This is a genomic window from uncultured Shimia sp., from assembly GCF_913054185.1.
GTDB lineage: Bacteria > Pseudomonadota > Alphaproteobacteria > Rhodobacterales > Rhodobacteraceae > Shimia.
On the sequence record NZ_CAJXIV010000089.1, the window covers coordinates 1 to 17,298 of the forward strand.

At 58.0% G+C, this 17,298-nt stretch carries 17 protein-coding genes and 1 pseudogene; 7 read left to right on the forward strand and 11 right to left on the reverse strand.

Translation table 11 applies throughout. The annotated features are described in order from the left end of the window. Positions 1 to 805 (reverse strand): tyrosine--tRNA ligase (gene tyrS / locus QZ517_RS15940; RefSeq protein WP_294228544.1); only part of this gene is annotated, 805 nt, incomplete at its 3' end. 176 nt (positions 806 to 981) lie between these two features. Between tyrS and QZ517_RS15945 the strand changes: the two genes are divergently transcribed. The 3 genes from QZ517_RS15945 to QZ517_RS15955 all read left to right on the forward strand — a co-directional run bounded on the left by QZ517_RS15945 (position 982) and on the right by QZ517_RS15955 (position 4,466). Then, the gene (locus tag QZ517_RS15945; RefSeq protein WP_294228546.1) at positions 982 to 2,730 is read left to right on the forward strand and encodes an alpha/beta fold hydrolase; all 1,749 of its coding nucleotides are present in this window, start codon (positions 982 to 984) and stop codon (positions 2,728 to 2,730) included. 187 nt (positions 2,731 to 2,917) lie between these two features. Further along, positions 2,918 to 3,196 carry a hypothetical protein gene (locus tag QZ517_RS15950; RefSeq protein ID WP_294228548.1) on the forward strand — a complete coding sequence of 93 codons (279 nt, stop codon included), beginning with the start codon at positions 2,918 to 2,920 and terminating at the stop codon, positions 3,194 to 3,196. Between the two features lie 160 nt (positions 3,197 to 3,356). Then, positions 3,357 to 4,466: an anhydro-N-acetylmuramic acid kinase gene (locus QZ517_RS15955; RefSeq protein WP_294228549.1), complete on the forward strand. Its 1,110-nt coding sequence runs from the start codon at positions 3,357 to 3,359 to the stop codon at positions 4,464 to 4,466. Positions 4,467 to 4,481: 15 nt separating this feature from the next. Here QZ517_RS15955 and QZ517_RS15960 read toward each other — a convergent pair whose 3' ends face one another. From QZ517_RS15960 to QZ517_RS15975, 4 genes are all read right to left on the reverse strand, one after another. After that, on the reverse strand, positions 4,482 to 5,387 hold the full coding sequence (locus QZ517_RS15960) for a fatty acid desaturase (RefSeq protein WP_294228551.1): 906 nt from the start codon (positions 5,385 to 5,387) through the stop codon (positions 4,482 to 4,484). Then, positions 5,384 to 5,809 carry a cupin domain-containing protein gene (locus QZ517_RS15965; RefSeq protein ID WP_294228554.1) on the reverse strand — a complete coding sequence of 142 codons (426 nt, stop codon included), beginning with the start codon at positions 5,807 to 5,809 and terminating at the stop codon, positions 5,384 to 5,386. Before QZ517_RS15965 ends, QZ517_RS15960 begins: the two co-directional genes overlap by 4 nt. A gap of 70 nt (positions 5,810 to 5,879) precedes the next feature. After that, positions 5,880 to 6,818 (reverse strand): alpha/beta hydrolase, encoded by a 939-nt coding sequence (locus QZ517_RS15970; RefSeq protein ID WP_294228555.1) that lies wholly within the window; start codon positions 6,816 to 6,818, stop codon positions 5,880 to 5,882. A gap of 185 nt (positions 6,819 to 7,003) precedes the next feature. Further along, positions 7,004 to 7,420, reverse strand: a complete 417-nt coding sequence (locus QZ517_RS15975; protein WP_294228556.1) for a helix-turn-helix domain-containing protein — start codon at positions 7,418 to 7,420, stop codon at positions 7,004 to 7,006. Between the two features lie 72 nt (positions 7,421 to 7,492). Here QZ517_RS15975 and QZ517_RS15980 point away from each other — a divergent pair, with 72 nt between their 5' ends. Beyond that, positions 7,493 to 8,248, forward strand: coding sequence for a transglutaminase family protein (locus QZ517_RS15980; protein WP_294228558.1), 756 nt, complete (start codon positions 7,493 to 7,495; stop codon positions 8,246 to 8,248). Further along, entirely contained in the window at positions 8,245 to 9,120 is an 876-nt protein-coding gene (locus QZ517_RS15985) for a cation diffusion facilitator family transporter (RefSeq protein ID WP_294228559.1), read from the forward strand. The genes QZ517_RS15980 and QZ517_RS15985 overlap by 4 nt, the downstream gene beginning before the upstream one ends. Positions 9,121 to 9,200: 80 nt before the next feature. On the opposite strand, the gene QZ517_RS15990 is transcribed toward QZ517_RS15985, so the two are convergent. Continuing rightward, entirely contained in the window at positions 9,201 to 10,148 is a 948-nt protein-coding gene (locus tag QZ517_RS15990) for an EamA family transporter (protein WP_294228561.1), read from the reverse strand. A gap of 53 nt (positions 10,149 to 10,201) precedes the next feature. On the opposite strand from QZ517_RS15990, the gene QZ517_RS15995 reads away from it, so the two are divergent. Then, a complete protein-coding gene (locus QZ517_RS15995) occupies positions 10,202 to 10,699 on the forward strand; it encodes an Lrp/AsnC family transcriptional regulator (RefSeq protein ID WP_294228563.1) in 498 nt (165 codons plus the stop codon). An 80-nt stretch (positions 10,700 to 10,779) separates the two neighbouring features. On the opposite strand, the gene QZ517_RS16000 is transcribed toward QZ517_RS15995, so the two are convergent. From QZ517_RS16000 to QZ517_RS16020, 5 genes are all read right to left on the reverse strand, one after another. Further along, positions 10,780 to 12,165, reverse strand: coding sequence for a hypothetical protein (locus tag QZ517_RS16000; protein ID WP_294228565.1), 1,386 nt, complete (start codon positions 12,163 to 12,165; stop codon positions 10,780 to 10,782). 1 nt (position 12,166) lies between these two features. Further along, positions 12,167 to 13,432: an insulinase family protein gene (locus QZ517_RS16005; RefSeq protein WP_294228566.1), complete on the reverse strand. Its 1,266-nt coding sequence runs from the start codon at positions 13,430 to 13,432 to the stop codon at positions 12,167 to 12,169. A gap of 210 nt (positions 13,433 to 13,642) precedes the next feature. Further along, the gene (locus QZ517_RS16010; protein WP_294228568.1) at positions 13,643 to 15,016 is read right to left on the reverse strand and encodes a multicopper oxidase family protein; all 1,374 of its coding nucleotides are present in this window, start codon (positions 15,014 to 15,016) and stop codon (positions 13,643 to 13,645) included. A 57-nt stretch (positions 15,017 to 15,073) separates the two neighbouring features. Then, positions 15,074 to 15,520, reverse strand: a complete 447-nt coding sequence (locus tag QZ517_RS16015; RefSeq protein WP_294228569.1) for a cytochrome c — start codon at positions 15,518 to 15,520, stop codon at positions 15,074 to 15,076. An 8-nt stretch (positions 15,521 to 15,528) separates the two neighbouring features. Further along, positions 15,529 to 16,116, reverse strand: coding sequence for a L,D-transpeptidase (locus QZ517_RS16020; RefSeq protein ID WP_294228571.1), 588 nt, complete (start codon positions 16,114 to 16,116; stop codon positions 15,529 to 15,531). Between the two features lie 323 nt (positions 16,117 to 16,439). On the opposite strand from QZ517_RS16020, the pseudogene QZ517_RS16025 reads away from it, so the two are divergent. Next, positions 16,440 to 17,298, forward strand: a pseudogene (locus tag QZ517_RS16025) (amidohydrolase); the annotation flags it as partial.

Sequence of the window (17,298 nt, forward strand, 5' to 3'; positions counted from 1 at the left end):
CGGCGTCGGTGGTGTTGCGCCAGAACTGCCAGAACTCATAGGGGCTGCGCATGTCAGCGTTGAGCCAGACCGCGCCGTCAGCGGATTTGCCCATTTTCTTGCCGTCTGAGGTGGTCAGCAGCGGGGAGGTCAGGCCAAAGATCTGGGTCTCATCCACGCGGCGGGTCAGGTCGATGCCGTTGACGATGTTGCCCCATTGGTCAGAGCCGCCAAATTGCACGAGACAGCCGTAGCGGCGGTTGATTTCCAGGAAGTCATAAGCCTGCAGGATCATGTAATTGAATTCGAGGAAGGACAGCGATTGTTCGCGGTCCAGGCGCGACTTTACGCTTTCAAACGCCAACATGCGGTTGACCGAGAAGTGGCGGCCAATGTCGCGCAGGAAGGTGAGGTAGTTCAGACCGTCGAGCCACTCGGCGTTGTTGAGCATCAGCGCATCGGTGTTGCCCTCGCCGTAGTCGAGGTATTTGGCAAACACCTGTTTGATGCCAGAGATATTGTCGTCAATCTGTGCATCCGTCAGCAATGGGCGCTCATCCGCGCGGAACGACGGGTCGCCGACTTTGGTGGTGCCGCCGCCCATCAGGGTGATGGGTTTGTGGCCGGTCTTTTGCAGCCAGCGCAGCATCATGATCTGGATCAGCGAGCCGACGTGCAGGGATTTGGCGGTGGCGTCAAAGCCGATATAGCCGGGCACCACACCGTCACAGAGCGCTTTGTCAAAAGCTTCATAGTCTGTGCAATCGGCCACAAAGCCGCGCTCTAGCATCACGGTGAGGAATTCCGATTTGGGCGTGTAGGTCATGGTGCCACTCATTGTCCGTTGTTGGTTGTCTGTGTCCCCGAGGGGCGTTTTGCCTTCTGTTAGCACCTTGGGCGCGTGTTTGTAAGCCGGGATTGTGCGGCGATGTGGGGGCAGGGTTTCCTCACTTTGTCCTGTGGGTGCGCGCTGCTAAGCTGAGCTTTTTTGAAGTAGTTTGAATGACCAGTCGTTTTGAGGAACTGACGCACCTCGTTTATGAGGCGTCTCTGGACAATTCCCTGTGGCCGGAGTTGATTTCTGAGTTGGTGGAAGAGGTGCATCGGGCGCGTGACAGCCGGTATTTGGAGAGTCCCAACCAGATGGAAGCTGAGACGCGCGGGTTTGAAAACCTGTCACGGCATTTCCGGCGGGCGTTTAGCATATCAGAGCGTGTGGTCGGGTTGCAGGAGCGCGAGGCGTATCTGTCTTCCATCCTGAACAGTTTTGCCTTTGGCGTGGCGCTGCTCAATGAGGAGGGGCAGGTGTTGATGGCCAACAGTGCGATGCATGAGGTGCTGCCTACCCCAGTCTCAATGGGCGGGGAGGTACAGGTGTTTTTGCCGAAGTCTGGCGAGGAAAGAGGTCTGTCGCGCTGTGCTGAAGAGGTGAACCGCACGGGAAAAGCGCTGGAATTTCAAAGCCAGAAAGACGGGGCTGCGGATATTATCATTTTGCCGCGTGAGGACGCTGCGCGGATTGGCTTCCCTTCGATTGCTGCCAGTGTGGTGATGTCCTCGGGGCAGCAATCCCACATGGGGGCAGATCATTTGGCCAAGCAACATGGGCTGACGCGGCGGGAGGCGGAAGTGTTGCGCCATATGGGGCAATCTTATGATCTGCGGGAAGCGGCGCGACGTATGGGAATATCGTATGAAAGTGTGCGCACCTACCTGAAGCGGGTATATGGCAAGACCAACACCAACAGCCGCAGTGAGGTGGCGGCGCTTTTGGCGCAATCACCGCTTGTGGCTGTGCGGTCACAGGACGTGCCTGCAAGCGCTCTGTTTCAAGTGCGCAACCGCATTACGCTGAGCGATGGGCGTCAGCATGAGTATTTTGTTCTTGGGCCACAAGATGGTGCGCCGGTGTTGGTGTTTGATGCGTTGTCGGGTGTGACCATCGACGTGATTGGGTATCCGCAGCGGTGCTATGACATGTTGGCGAAAAATGGCGTGCGGCTGATCTGTCCGTGTCGGCCGGGCAGCTTTTGGTCCGACCCGTCGGAGATGTCCAGCCTACGGGATTTTGCGTCAGACGTGCGAGAGTTATTGGATCATTTCGGTATTGCAAAAGCCGGGGTGTTGTCGGTGTCGTTTGGCAGCGGGTCTGCACTGGCCGTGACACATGAGTTGCAAGACCGGATATCCAAGGTGGTGCTGTCTTCGGCCAGCTATCCGTTTTATCGCCATGAAAACTGGCGGGAGCTGGACCAGTTTTACCATATGTCCTGCATACTGGGGCGGCACTGGCCGTCGATGCTGCGCCAGATCATTCCGTTTTTGGTGCGCTCGATCCTGCAAAACAAAGAACGCTATTTTGATCGCTATTGCCGTCGCTCCCGCAGCGCGGACGATATTCGTATTTTGTCCTGTCCGGTGATCCGAAGGCGCACGGCAGAGATGCTGGCGCTGCGCACGGCTTCTGGCATGGAGGGCATGGTGGAGGAGAACCTGCTGAATGCGCAGGGGTGGGATTTTGATCCGTCTGACATCCGTACGCCTGTGGAGATTTTCCAAGGGCCGGATGACAATGTGGCACCTGTGCAAGGGGCTGAGTTGCTACAGCAGCACTTACACAATGCAACGCTGACCATTCTAGAAGGAAAAGGCCACTATCATCACATCGAGAACTGGCCCTGGCTGGCGGCGCGGGCGGCTGGAAAGGACATCGGGCAGGACGCCTTGCGCTACGATATTCCTGAGTTTTGACCAGATGGTATGGAATACCTGAGGATGTGTTGATTGTCCCCAAGTGGGGATAGGGCGCGCGCCTGCTTCAGGTAGATTCACGCTCATTGAACAGGAAGTTATTTATCGGGGAGCGCGGTTATTGTTTGCGTATGTTATTGAATATATTCAGGCGCTTCCCACCCCTGTTTCAACTGGGTGTGGCGTGTTGGGGTTTTGCCTTTACCTGACCAACTATACTCTGATCACCTTTCGCTTTCTCAGCAGTCAGGACATCGCCTTTTTTGTCATCAATATTTTTGGTGCGGGGCTTGTCCTGGTGAGTCTGGTGCAGGACTTCAATCTTGGGTCGTTTATGATCCAGGTGTTCTGGATTTGCCTTGGGCTGATTGCGATTGTGGTTCGGGTGAAGTCACGCGCAGCCTGGCGACGGGAGGGGCACAGAGCGCCTCTGTCTCCGGCTTTGGGGGCTCCCCATACTCGCTGAAGTCGGAGCGTTCCGTATGAAGGTTGCCCCACGTTCTGGATATTACACACAGAGCGTGGGGCTTTTTTGTTTTGGGCTGGTGATGAGGCGTGGCTATCCTTTAAGGTTCTGCCACCGTGCTTGAGTGCGGCGTGGGTGAGCAAACCAAAAGGATAAGGCCATGTTGAAGGGCCAGGGTGAGGCGGCGGTTGTGACCGCGCTGGGCGCGATGTCAGGCACGTCATTGGATGGTGTGGATGCGGCTGTGGTGGAGACCGATGGGCGGGTGATCCATGAGTTTGGGGCAACGGCCTATCGTGGATATTCCGAAGAGGAACAGGCGGTGCTGACGCAAGCGCTGGGCCATTGGTCCGGGGCGGAGGCGGAGGCCGCGGCGGCGGTGATTGAAGCGGCGCATGCGGAGGTGCTGGGCAGGTTTCAGGATGTGGCGCTCGTGGGCTTTCATGGGCAAACGTTGGCACATGAGCCGCGAGGTCGTGGGACCTGTCAGGTGGGCGATGGACAAGCTCTGGCTGAGGCGCTGGGCGTGCCGGTGGTGTGGGATTTCCGTTCCGCCGATGTGGCGCTGGGCGGGGAAGGTGCGCCGTTGGCGCCGTTTTTCCATTTTGCCTGTGCCAAGTGGTTTGGGGCAACCGAGCCGGTGGTGTTTTTGAACCTGGGCGGTGTGGGCAACATCACCTGGGTTGATCCACGCAAAGCTGCGGCGGAAGAAAAGGGGGCGTTGCTGGCGTTTGACACCGGACCTGCCAATGCGCCGCTGAATGATATGTTGCGTGAGCGGCGCGGGTTGGCGTTTGATGAAGGTGGGAAAATTGCTGCAAAAGGCACGGTTGAGACCGGGGCGTTGGAGCTGTTTCTGCAGGAGGCGTATTTCTCGCGCATGCCGCCCAAATCGCTCGACCGCAATGATTTTCCCGAGATGATGGATTTGGTGCGCGAGCTGTGTGATGAAGATGCCGCCGCGACCATGACGGCGATGTGTGCAGCTTCTGTGGCGCAGGGTATGGGGCATTGCCCTGTGGCCCCGAGCCGGGTGCTGGTCACGGGTGGTGGGCGGCATAATCCGGTGTTGATGGAGATGTTGCGGGTGTCGCTGGATTGTCCGGTGGTGCCTGTTGAAGAGGTTGGGCTGGATGGCGATATGCTGGAGGCACAGGCCTTTGCCTATCTGGCGGTGCGGGTGGCACGGGGCTTGCCAACGAGCTGCCCAAGCACCACAGGCGTGATGGCGCTGGTGGGTGGTGGCACGGTGAGTGAGCCTGCGGGGTAAATTGGCGATCTTCTGTCAGTCCGAGGATAAGCCAGCCTGATAGCCTCTGTGAAACCCTGCATATCCTTTGGACGTGTTTTGCAAGTGGTCCTGAAGGTCTTTGTGCAACTCGGGGAGCTGGTGAAACGGCACATTCGGGAAGGCGTGGTGTTCTGCGTGATACGGCATGTTCCACGCGAGAAACCGAATGATCCGGTTTGTAAACGTGGTGCGCGAGTTTTCCAACATGTTGGCCACAGGCGGGCAGTGACCGTGCTCTGCCAGCAGGTAGGCGCGCAAAAAGGGTTGGCCGATGAGGCTGGGCAGGATCCATAGCCAGAAGGCCAGAGGGGAGAGCAGCAAGCTCAGACCGATCAGGCCATAGATCGCGAGGAGCAGGCGGGCTTCCTGCCGCACGGCGGTGTGTTTGCGACCTGGCAGATAAGGGGCCGCGTGCGGGCCCGTGGTGTTGGACGTCAGCGTCTTGAGTGAGGTGCGCCAGTAGCCCCAACCGGAGAGGTAAATCACATAAGTGTGCCAAGTATCGGGACGGCCGCCGTGTGCCAATTCCGGGTCGTTGGCGGGATCATTGGTGTGTTTGTGGTGGGCCAAATGGAAGGCGCGAAACCAGGTGAATGGTAAAATAAGCGGCACAGCGCAGGCGTGACCCACGACGCGGTTGATCCATTGCGTGGCAAATGGTGTGTCGTGGGTACATTCGTGGCTGAGGGTGAAGAGGAAACTCCAGAGGATACCAAGTGGGAGCACCGCCGCCTGCCAAAGAGGAAGTTTGAGCGCCACCCAGAGCAGGCACGCCAGAAGCGCAGCCAGATACAGCACGAGGTGGCGGAGACCTGCGGCATTGGACCGGGTTTGTAAGGCCACACGGCGTTCAGCGGGCAGCTCAGCGAGTGCTTGTTTGTGGTCCAGAGGTGCGCTCATTGCGGAATGACAAAGCCCGGGGCCGCCAATTCAAATCCTTCAAATTGAAACGCCGGGGAGACAGTGCAGCCCACGAGGGTCCAGTCGCCGGTGCTGCGGGCGGCTTGCCAGTGGTCTTTGGGCACGATGTGTTGTGGGTATTGGCCTGCGGCGAGGTCGGGGCCAAGTACGTGATCGATGGCCGGGCCTTGATCTGTCTCTGCGAGCGACAGGATCAGCGGTGCGCCGGCGTAGTAGTGCCAGATTTCAGCAGCGTCAACGCGGTGCCAGTGGGAGGTTTCGCCCGCTTTCAGCAAGAAGTAGATGGAGGTGCCTGCAGGGCGGGTGCCGTCTGCGCTCGCGGCAATCCAGGTTTGGCGGTAGTGGCCGCCTTCGGGATGCGGGGTCAGGTTGAGGTGCGCGATGATCTGATCTGCGGTCATGGGCTGTTTCCGGTGTCGTTGGTTGGCGACATAGGGGCAGCTTGGCGCGATGGGGGCAAGCGGGAAGTTTTTAGGCCAACCGGTTGAGGGCGGTGCGGGCGGCGGCGGCGACTTGTGTGGGGGCTTCCAGTGGGAGCAGGTGGCCGTAGTCACGCAGGGTTTGGAAGGTTATGTCCGGACGGTTTGCGCGTAGGTTGCGGGCGATGGAAGGGTCCATGAACAGCGAGGGTTTGCCGATGATGACTTCGGTGGGCACGGAGAGACGTTTGAGTGTTGGCAGGATGTGGGGTGGGGTGGCGTAGAGGTGCGCCTCCCAGTTGCGGGGGTACTCCAGTTTAATGCCGGTGTCCGTTGCGACAGTGAGCGCGGCGATCAAGTTGCGCAGGGTGGCGTCGTCAAAGCGACGGTAAGCTTTGGACGCGCGGTAATAGGCGAAAGCGGACGGGAGGTCTGGCCAGTGGGTAGGGCCGCTGAGCACCTCGGCAGCGGGGCCTTTGGTTTGCCGTAAGCGGTATGGCAAGAGTTTGAGCAGGACGCGAATGCGGCGGGTGACACCGGCGGGTTCGATCAGCACCAGACCTTTGAACAGCTCGGGGCGTTTGACAGCAGCCATCGCAGTGGTGGCGGCGCCGATGGAGTGGCCCATGGCTAAGACCGGTGTGTCCTGCGTGGCCTCGATCCACTCAATCAAGTCGTCAGCAAAAAGATCCCACTCACGCCGGGGATTTGGCGGGGGGGCGTCTTGCCACAAGGGCCGCATGGCGAGCGCCTTGAGGTGGTAGTTATTGCCCAGTTCCGTGAGGAGCGGCGCATAACAGCGCGGACCAAGCGCGGTGGCGTGATGGAAGACAACCGCGGGGCCTGTGCTGGCGTTTTGCCAGGCGGTTGCGGTGCCATCGGTGAGCGCTGTGGTGTGCCAGGTCATTTGCATGAGGCGCAAGCTAGCGGTGAGGCAACGCGCTGCAAGGGTGACGTTGGGGCGATCCAAGGTGGTGACCATCGTGGACATGGGCATTTTGATGGGCAAAGACGGCAAGGTGACCAGAGCCAGCAAGCGCTTTGGCTTTTAGAAAGATGCAGACAGCGTACTGCGCATTGTTTTGCACAACAGCGCGCTGCCCGTATCAGCCGTAAGGGGTGGGAATGCTGACAGGGACAGCCCCGACACTGTGCGGGGCCTTTGTGGCCGTGAGATCAATGCTCGTTAAGGCACAGTTTGTGATCTGCCAGTGACGTCATGATGTAACATTCGTTTGACACGCCGTCGCCGGAGCAGCCTTCTTCCAATCGCAGCAACTCGGCCTCCAGCCGTTTGAGGCTTTTGATTTTCTCCTGAACCGCTTGCAGTTGGGTGCTGGTGATCGCTGTGGCGGATTGGCAGGTGTGATCCGGGTGCTCTTGCAATTCTATGAGCGCGAGGATGGCTTCAATCGAAAAACCGAGATCGCGGGCATGGCGGATGAAGACAAGCCTTTCCAGGCCGTGTGTTGTGTAGCGCCGCTGATTTCCACCGGTGCGTTCCGGGTCCGGCAACAGGCCGATTTGCTCATAGTAGCGGATGGTAGGCACCTTCACGCCTGTACGTGTGGACAACTGACCAATCGAAAACATGACATTTCCCTCTTGAAGCTCTAGTGGCTAGAGGTTCTATATAGGTTGGGACCTAAACGAAAGCGATTCGAAATGTCCCAAAATTCCTATCTTGCCGAAACCCCTATGTTGGATTTCCAGGCTCCAGCGCTGCAGTTTCTTGTTGAAAAACGGGGATGGCGCACACTCCCCCTCAGCGCACGCATTGGCGCGGTTTATGACTTTGTGCGCAACGAGATCAGATTTGGCTACAATGTTGATGATACCCGCCAAGCGTCGGCGATTTTGAAAGACGGCTATGGCCAGTGTAACACCAAGGCGACACTTCTGATGGCGCTGTTGCGGGCCGTAGGCATCCCGTGCCGTCTTCACGGGTTCACCATCGACAAGGGATTGCAGCGTGGTGTTGTGCCTGAGTTGGCGTTCTGGATGGCGCCCAAAAACATTCTGCACTCTTGGGTGGAGGTGGACTTTGACGGGCGGTGGATCAATCTGGAGGGGTTTATCCTCGACGAGCCGGTTATCACCGCGTTGCAAAAGGCTTTTCCCGGTCGCAATTCCCTGTGTGCTTACGGTGCTGGCACGGATTGCCTTCAAGATCCGGATGTCGCGTGGCGGGAAGTGGACACCTACATTCAGAAGACCGGCATCAACAATGATTTTGGCGTCTTTGATGCGCCGGATGATTTTTATGCGGTTCACCAGCAGGACCTGACCGGGCTGCGTGGCGTGTTCTACCGCACTGTGCTGCGCCACTGGATGAACCGCCGTGTTGCCAAGATGCGACGTGGCGTGGTGCCAGCCATTCCTGGCGGAGACAAAACCCTTGTACCGGAGCATGCATCATGACCGATCACAATCATTCTGACCCCGGCCATTCCCATGTGCCAAAAGACGAGCGCAAGATTGCAATTGCGGCTGTGCTGACCGGTGGATTTATGTTCGCCGAGGTGTTTGGCGGGGTGATCTCCGGCTCATTGGCCCTGATCGCGGATGCGGGGCACATGCTGACCGATTTTGCCTCTTTGATGTTGGCTTGGTTTGCTTTCCGGTTGGCGCGACGGCCAGCTGACTGGAAGCGCACCTACGGATTTGACCGATTTTCCGTGCTTGCGGCCTTTGTGAACGGGCTGTCTCTGTTTGCGATTGCCATTTGGATCACATTTGAGGCCATCAGCCGGTTGCGGGAGCCGCAGGAGGTTATGGGCGGCTTGATGCTTTGGGTCGCGCTGGGCGGGTTGGTGGTGAATATCATCGCGTTTTGGATGCTGACCCGTGGGGAGAGTGACAATCTCAATGTGCGGGCTGCGGCCTTGCATGTGGCAGGGGACTTGTTGGGGTCAGTGGCTGCGCTGATTGCCTCGCTGGTGATCATCTACACCGGATGGACTCCGATTGATCCCATTTTGTCCATTCTTGTGGTGCTGCTTATTTTGCGATCGGCGTTCAAAGTTGTGAAAGAAAGTACGCACATCTTGTTGGAAGGTGCGCCGCATGGGTTTGACAGCCGCGAGGTCAAACGTGTGTTGGTTGAAGAGGTTGATGGGCTTGCGGCGGTGCAGCACCTGCATGCCTGGTCGGTGACACAGGAGCGGCCCATGGCGACGCTGGAAATTCAGTTGCACCCGGATGTTGAGGCTGCACCTGTCCGGGAAAGGGTCAGAGATATCATGCGCGAGCGGTTCCATATCGCTCACCTGACCATTGAGGTTGTCTCCTAAACGCCTCCGACCGCCGCCCATCAGGGTGGCGGTCGGTTTTGGGGTGGCAGTATGAGCAAGGGGCTTGCCAAGTGGGTTCTTTAGCTTTGGTTATTGGTTGCCTTTGGCGCTGGCAAAGGTTTGTGCACCGCCACGCCGATCATAACCAAGGCGACCCCCAGCAGGTCGATCATATTTGGGATTTGGCGCAAGACAAAGACGCCAATGAGTGTGGCTGAGGCTGGCAGGAGGGCCAGTAGAAAGGCGAAGCTGGCGCGGGGCAGGCGGGCCATGGCGAGTTGATCACAGACATACGGGATCACCGAGGAACACAGGCCAACACCGATACCTGCCAGAACCAACATTGGCGCGCCAAAGGCCTCCAGCGCCTGAAGGACCCCAATGGGCATGACGCAGAGAAAGGCAGCGGTCATCGCGGCGCCCAGGCGCTCAACTCCGCCGGAAGCGCCGCCTTCGGAGATTTTATGGCCCAGGACGATGTAGAGCACAAACAAGCCGCCATTCAGCAGGGCCCAGAACAGTCCCAGAAGGTCTGAGGTCAAGGCGGCGCCTTGCGCTGTCAGAAGGGCGGGTACGTCAATGAGCAACGCCACGCCCACGCTGGCCACAGCAAAGGCCAGGTAATTGCGGGAGCTGCGCAGGCCCCAAAGCGCGATGCCTACAGTGCCAACAAACTCAATGGCGGCGACAAGCGCGATGGGCAGGCGGTCCAATGCCAAGTAAAACGCGCAGTTCATCACCGCCAGGCACGCACCAAGGGCCAGCAGCAAAGCCCGCTCGCGCGGCGAGGCGTTTTTGAAGGTGCGCCAGGGTTTTGTGAGGGGGGCAAAAAACAGCGCGGCGGAGGCGATACGGAACCAGGCAACGCCAAGTACACCCACCACCGGGAACAACAGCACAGCAAAGGCCGGGCCGAGGTAGTGGAACACAGCAGACACAGCAAACCATGCCTGTGGCGGCACGGTTTCTGACAGGCGGGACAGGTGGTCTGGGGGGCGGGCCGCAGGGCTGGGGGCTTGATTTGACATGGGATCACAATGCAAGCTGAAACGCATGTAGGATATGGCAAGGCGGCGGGGATATGGCGGAAATTGTGATGGATACAAAGGTTGAAGAAGGGAATGGCCTTCGATCTGAAGGTGGCGTTCTTGACCCTATTGATGTGGCGATTCTGCGTGCCCTCAGAGCAGACGCACGGATTGCGCGGGCGGAGTTGGCCCGGCGCGTAGGGTTGTCAGCCCCCAGTGTGGCCGACCGGGTGCGGCGTCTGGAGGATGTGGGGATTATCACCGGCTACGCGGCGCAGATTGATCCGGCCAAACTTGGCTATGGGCTGACGGTTTTGATCCGGGCGCGTCCGATGCCCGGCGAAATGGGCAATATGATTGCGGCCATTCAGGACACGCCGCAGATTGTGGTCTGCGAACGCGTGTCCGGTGAGGATTGTTTTGTGGCGCGGGCGCATGTGCGCGATGTGGCGGAGATGGAGGCGGTGATTGATCGGTTGGTGCCGTATGGGGCGACCAATTCGTCGATCGTTCAGTCTTCGCCAGTGTCGGAACGCATGGTGGTGTTGTGAGATGCGGGGTCTCCTGATCGCGGGGTTTACACATCTGCCGAGGCTCAGAGCGTTCCGTAATCAGGTTTGATAGGCCCACGTCAATTCCCCATGTTTGAGAGCTTTTCCAGGCAGTGCTTGAGTGGTGTGTTGGCAGGCAAGGCGCAGTAACCGTTGGATTTTAGCGCGGGAGATGGAGCGTCACCTCCACCAATTAAGATGAGTAGGTAGTTCTCTAGAGGTGGCAGGAAGGTTTCGGCGCTTGCAATAATATCAGGTGCCGAGGCAGTCTCCATAGCATCGACGATTGGCAGGAAAATGTCACCGTCGGACCCATTGGGATACTCATACAGAAGCTGATCGGCGCCCCAGTCCGGGGTGTGGAAGAAGTTGTCAGAAAAGCGCCTCAACTTGATTTTGCGCTGCATTTCCAAACGGGCCTGGGCCACGTTTCCTGTGCGCACGGTTTGGTAGATACTCTGAAGCGTCGTATAGATTTCAGGCCATGTGTCGGCCTCCACAGTGGTGCTGAAAAGGATGACCGCCTTGTTTTTGTCAAATGTCACAAAATGCGAGCGCGGATCATAGCTGGCACGCATCTCTTGTCTCAGAAGGCGAAACATTTCAGAGTCTTGATTGGCACCAATATAGTCCACCAGCAGGTTGGCACCGACCATTTGCGGCTCGTCTTCAAACATTTGCGCTTTGGCCAATAGGATCAACATTTCGCTGGAGGAGGGATCTTGAAAATGAATGGTGCCGGTGGGCAGTTCAAAGGGGAAGCGATTGCGACCCAGCATGATCTCGAGCCATTTCGGCATGGTCACCCGCACGTTCACTTTGTGGCGTGGAAGTTTTGCCAGCAGCTTGGCGACGCGCTGCTCGACCTCTTCGTCACCGGATCGTAAGATGGCGTGACTTGGACGGCCAAAACGAAACGTCTGGTCCGATGGTGGGGATGATGCGTCGCTAGGATTGTAGTTTAGGAAACCGTCAATTTCGCCTAGGACACTGCCCGGATCACGGGTGAGGGTTGAGTGCTCAATGCGGACCGCTTGTAGATCCCTCTGGTACCAATCGTTGGAGTAGGTCGATTCCAGCAAAAGGTTTTCAAGGTGCACCAGGGTTTCCGGAAAGACCTCGTTTGGTGCAGAAACCGTGAGTAGCAGGTGTCTCCGGGTGGAGGTAACAACCTGTTCAATCCCCTTCAGTTCCAGATATTCGTGGATTTCATGGGGAGAGCGGCTTGACGTGCCGCCGGTTATCACGCTGAGCAGGCCTGCGGACATCGCATGTGCTCGCTCCTCTGTGACCTGTTGCATTGGCCAGACCAATGTAAGTGCGGACAGACCGTTGCGCAGAGGCAAAAGATAAAACGATCGGGTGTCATCATTGGCGGCGATCAGTTCCGCGCGGGCTTGTGGGGTGGAGACAAGGCTTAGCGCAAGCAGAAAACCGGCGGTCACTTGGCGTATCAGTGAGCGCATATCAATCTACCTTTTTGGCCAGGATGGTCGCGGTTGCTGACGGCTGCATGACCTTGTCCGCAAAATCGATCACCTCCTGATCTGTGGTGGCGTTGATCAGGTCTATGAAACGTGACGGGCTGAATGGCGGGAAACCATCGGCTGCAAGGTTCTTGAGGAACCCGTGAATGCCAGACGGGGTGCGGGACGCGTGTTGAGCGTTGACAATCGCTTTCTGGCGCGACCGCTTGATTTCTTCTGCACCAATTGGCTCTCTGAGTAATAACTTCATTGTTGTTCGCAGATTGCGATGGGCTTCCCCCAGAGCGAAGCCAGGCATCAACTCTACACTCAGGGTCATTTCCAGATCGGCGTTTGTGGCAAAGTACCAGTCCATATCGACTCCGAGGAATCGCACGTCGTTAAAGTGCAAGGCGTTTTCCAACCGAGTGTTCAGAATGTCGACAGCGATAAAAAACGCCCCCTGCAGTTCAAAACTGCTCGGGTGATCTTCGAAGTCGATGAACTTGGCAAATTGCACTGTGTCTCGCGGCAATCGGTTTGTGTTTATGTGTTTTATAGACCGGAGCGTGAGGAGCGGTTTTTGGTCCAGCCATGGTTTGGCTGGCGGTGTGGAGCGTGCTGTGTCTCCAAAAACTTGCGTGACCAATTCTGCGGCTTCGTCACGGTCAATTTTTCCGGAGACGATCACCGTGACATTGGAAGGGACATAGTGATCTTTGTGAAACTGATATGCGGTCGCAAGGTTCAGGTTGGGCAGGTCGTCTACGGTATTGTTCGCCCGTCCACGCGGGGTTTCGTACAGATCTTGCAACACAAGTCGAGTCAGCCACCGGCTGGGATATTGGCGCTCCCGTAAGAACGTCTCACGTTCGACAATGTCGATCTCGCTTTGTGCAAACCCATCTGGAAGTTTCGGGGTGTCCAGAACTGCACGAGACAACCGCAGGAGTTTCTCCAAGTCCGCAGGCTGACCGGCGTTGGTGTACACCGTGGCCGCGTTGAAGGTTTTTGCGTTGATGTCGCGCTCTCGGGCCTTTCTGAGGACGGTTGAATCGGCGGAGAAGGCGGCGAGGTGTTCTGTCAAATGGGCGGTGCCTGACGGGTTTGGATCGTCATAGGCACCGGACAATACAATGAGCTGCACGTCGACACGGTCGAAGTCTTCAATGGGGACTATGTATGCGCCGTGCAAGCCGCCTTTGTCCGTGACCGGGAAAATGTCTTGCGCCAGTGCGGTGGTGTTGAGGGCGGGAAAAATGCCCACTAGCGATATCAGAATGGCGCGCAGGACGGGCCGGCGTAGCTGGTCGGGGGAGATCTTAAAAAACATGTATTCCAAAAAGGTCAGTGAAGTGAGTTGTTCCTCATAGATACTTGCTTTGATTGTGTTGTTTCCTCAAGGGATGGATGAGATTTTTTTTGGTACACAAAACGCCGGGTCCGGTGACGCAGTTTGTATTGGAGACGGTTTCTGTCACACCACCTTGATCCAGGTGCGCATGCCGGAAGCCGCATGGGACAACATGTGGCAGTGCATCAACCATTTGCCTGGCGCGCCCGCGATGAAGACGATTTCGCGGGTTTCGCGTGGTTGCATCAGGATGGTGTCTTTCAGGGGGCCAAAGCTGCCATCGGGCTGGACTTCCTGAAAATGGGTGCCGTGCAGGTGCATGGCGTGGGCGAATGACGTGTCGTTTTGCATTGGAATGCGCACGATTTGGCCTTGGGGGACTTCCACCAGCGGCGTGTCACTGAGGCCGGCCTGGCCGTTGAAGGCCCAGACCTGGCCTTTGTCGACCAAGCTGCGCACGTCCAGTGTTTCGCCCTTGTAGGTGGCTTCGCGCAGGCCGCCCATGGCGCCGCCTTCCATGTGTAGGGGCACAGTGACGGCGCCCGAGAGGTCCGTCAGGCGAGGCATGGGATTGGCGGGCAGGGGCTGGATCGCGTCGCGGGCGGGTTGCGTACCCGCGATAGGGATTTCTTTCAGCAGGTAGCCTGTGTCGCCCTCGTGCAGGACAATTTGCAGCGCGTTGGCCTCGTTGGCTTTGGCATCGAGGATCACGTCTGCGCGTTCCGCTGGGCCAAAGGTCATCGCATCCAGTGGCTCGGGTGTGTCCAGAGGCATGCCATCGCGGGCGACGAGTTTGCCGTCGCCGCCCTGCACTGAGACGGTGATCACGCGGTCGGTAGCGACATTGACAAAGCGCAGGCGCAGGCGGGCGTTTTCGGGCACAGTATCCGGCTGCTCAGACAGCTGCGCGTGGATGTAGTTGCCTAGCCGTCCGGCGTGGGTCCAGTCGTGCATGGCGTTAAAGTCATCGGTGATCTGGGCGTCGTCACTGAGCCGCCAATCGTCCAGCACCACAACGATGTCGTGGTCGACGTTCGGGGCGTTGGCTTCCTCCACCACAACCACGCCATAAAGGCCGCGGGCGACCTGTTCGGTGGATTGGTTGTGGGAGTGGTACCAGTAGGTGCCAGCGTCTTTGAGTGGGAACTCGTAGTGGAAGCGGTCGCCGGTGGGCACCGCGTCCTGGGTCAGGCCGGGCACGCCGTCCATGGCGTTGGGCACGCGGAAGCCGTGCCAGTGGATCGCTGTGGGGCTGGGCAGGCTGTTGAGCAGCTCTTGCTTGAGGGTGTCGCCCTGTTTGAAGCGCAGGAGCGGGCCCGGAACAGACCCGTTGTAGCCCCAGACCTCGGTTTCCGGGTAGTCGCCAAACTCCGCATCAATCAGTTGCACACGGCCTGTGGTGGCCTCAATCACCGGTGTGGTGCTTGCTAAGCTGGTTTTGGGCGTCAGGGCCAGGGCGGCGGTGCTGGCGAGGAACTGGCGGCGGGTGAGGGGCATTGGGGGCACTCTTACGGGTCGGTATTGAAGTGGAGACGGGACGGCGGTGTTAGATGTTCAAAAAATGCCGTTTTCGCGTTGCAGTTCGCGAACGTAAGCCACGATGGCTTTCACGTCACCTTTGGTCAAGCCTGCCAACGGAGGCATGTTGCCAAAGGCCCAGTGATGGGCGCGCACGCCGGTGTCGACCGCCCTAAAGAAAGCCATGTCAGCGTGGTGGCTTGGTTCATAGATCTTATGCACCAGCGGCGGGGCGACGCCGTTTTGGCCCGCGGCGTTTTCGCCATGGCAGGCGGCGCAGGTGGCCTCAAAGGCTTGCTTGCCCATTTGCGCCAATTCGCTGTGGGCGGAGGGCAGTTTGACGGCGACCATGGTGGTGGAACTGCTGGTGCTTGAGGCTGTTGCGCCGGTGGTCGTTTCCGGTGTGGAGCGCACTTGATAGATGGCCACTGCGGCGGCGGCGAGGGCCACAACGGCCCCGCCTTTGAGGAGTGTTTTGGTCATTTGCAGGATCAGATCAGTTTGACTTTGGTGCCGACTTTGGTGCGGTCAAACACCTCTTCGATGTGTTCGTTATAGAGACCAATGCAGCCGTTGGAGGAGCGTCGGCCAATCTTGCGCGTGTCGTGGGTGCCGTGGATGCGGTAGTACTGCCACGAGAGATACAGCGCGCGGGTGCCAAGCGGGTTGGAGGGATCGCCGCCTTGCACATAGGCAGGCCATTCGGGGTTGCGTTTGCGCATCGAAGGCGTGGGCGCCCAGCCGGGGTTGGCGCGTTTTTCAGTGACTTCAGTGTAGCCACGTTTGGTCAGCTCGTCGGTGAGCGGCACAGAAGTTGGGTAGATGCGCATCTCGCCATCCGCCGTCCAGTGCTGCAACACGCGGGTGGTGGTGTCTGAGATGATCAAACCCGCGCCAAGCGTGTCAAAATGGTCTTGCCAAGCATGGGTGCGGAAGGAGGAGACGTTGCGCTGTACGGATGGTTCCGGCTCCGCCTCGGTGAGCGCCAGCGCGGGGGCGGCGGCCACAAAAGGGGTGAGCGTGCTGCTGATCAGAAAGGATCGGCGGGTGAACCGGGGAGATTTTGGGGTGTGTGCCATGCGTGCCTCGTGATTTTGTTTGCGTAAGGTGTGACAGGTTCCAGTGGGGGGAGGTCAACACACATTGGGGTCACGAAGGCGTGAGGGGTGAGCGGTCTTGCACAGCAATGGACTTTGCAAAGTTTGGCGAACGGCCCCTTCCTGACGTTGGAATTTTCCGTAGCCAATGGGTGAAATTCCGCCTACAGCAACAAGAATTCAAACTAGGGTTGTATTGCAGCTAATGCCCCCCCAAACTTTCCGCATCCTTTGCCCATGTTGTTAAGCTAGTAGGAAATACGATGACCCATTTAGACCGCAGAGCATTTTTAAGAACCGGCCTCTTGAGCGCAACTTTTTTAGTCTCTCCTGCGGCGATGGCCTTGGCGAAAACATCCTCACTTTCTGATCTTGGTAAACTGTTGGTCATGGATGCCACTATAACGATCTATTCCGCCCGCGAGATTGTCACGCTTGATCCGTCACAACCAACAGTCAGTGCTGTTGCGGTTGTAAACGACCGCATTCTGTCCTGTGGCACTCTGGAGGACGTAAAGGTCAGCGTTGGTGATAGGGCCTATGAAGTGGATACAACCTTTCAAGACAAAGTGATTGTTCCCGGTTTTATTGCCCAACATGCGCACCCGCTACTTGCGTCCCTGTCCATGTCATCCGAGATTCTGTCGATCGAAGACTGGGAACTGCCCACGGGGACGGTACCCGCGTTGAAAGACAAAAATGATTTCGTGGAGCGTTTGACGGCTGCCGAAGACAAGCTGGAGTCTCCCGAGGACCTGCTGTTCAGTTGGGGTTATCATACTGCATTTTATGGCCCGCTCACCCGCAGCGATCTGGACGAAATCAGCTCCACACGTCCCGTTATTATCTGGCTGCGGTCCTGCCATGAGTTTGTGCTAAACTCCTTCGCCCTGGATCAAGCTGGCATCACCCAAGATATCATGGATGGCTGGAGCACATCCGCCAAGGAACAATCCAACTTTGAAGAGGGTCATTTTTGGGAGCAAGGCATGTTCTCGGTCCTGCCCCACATCGCTCCAATGGTCGCCAACCCCGACAAGTTCCACGAGGGCGCGATTGTGATGCGGAATTACATGCATGCAAAAGGGATCACCTTTGGCAATGAACCGGGTGGGATCTTGGCCAAACCGGTGCAGGACGCAGTGAATTCGGTTATGTCCGACC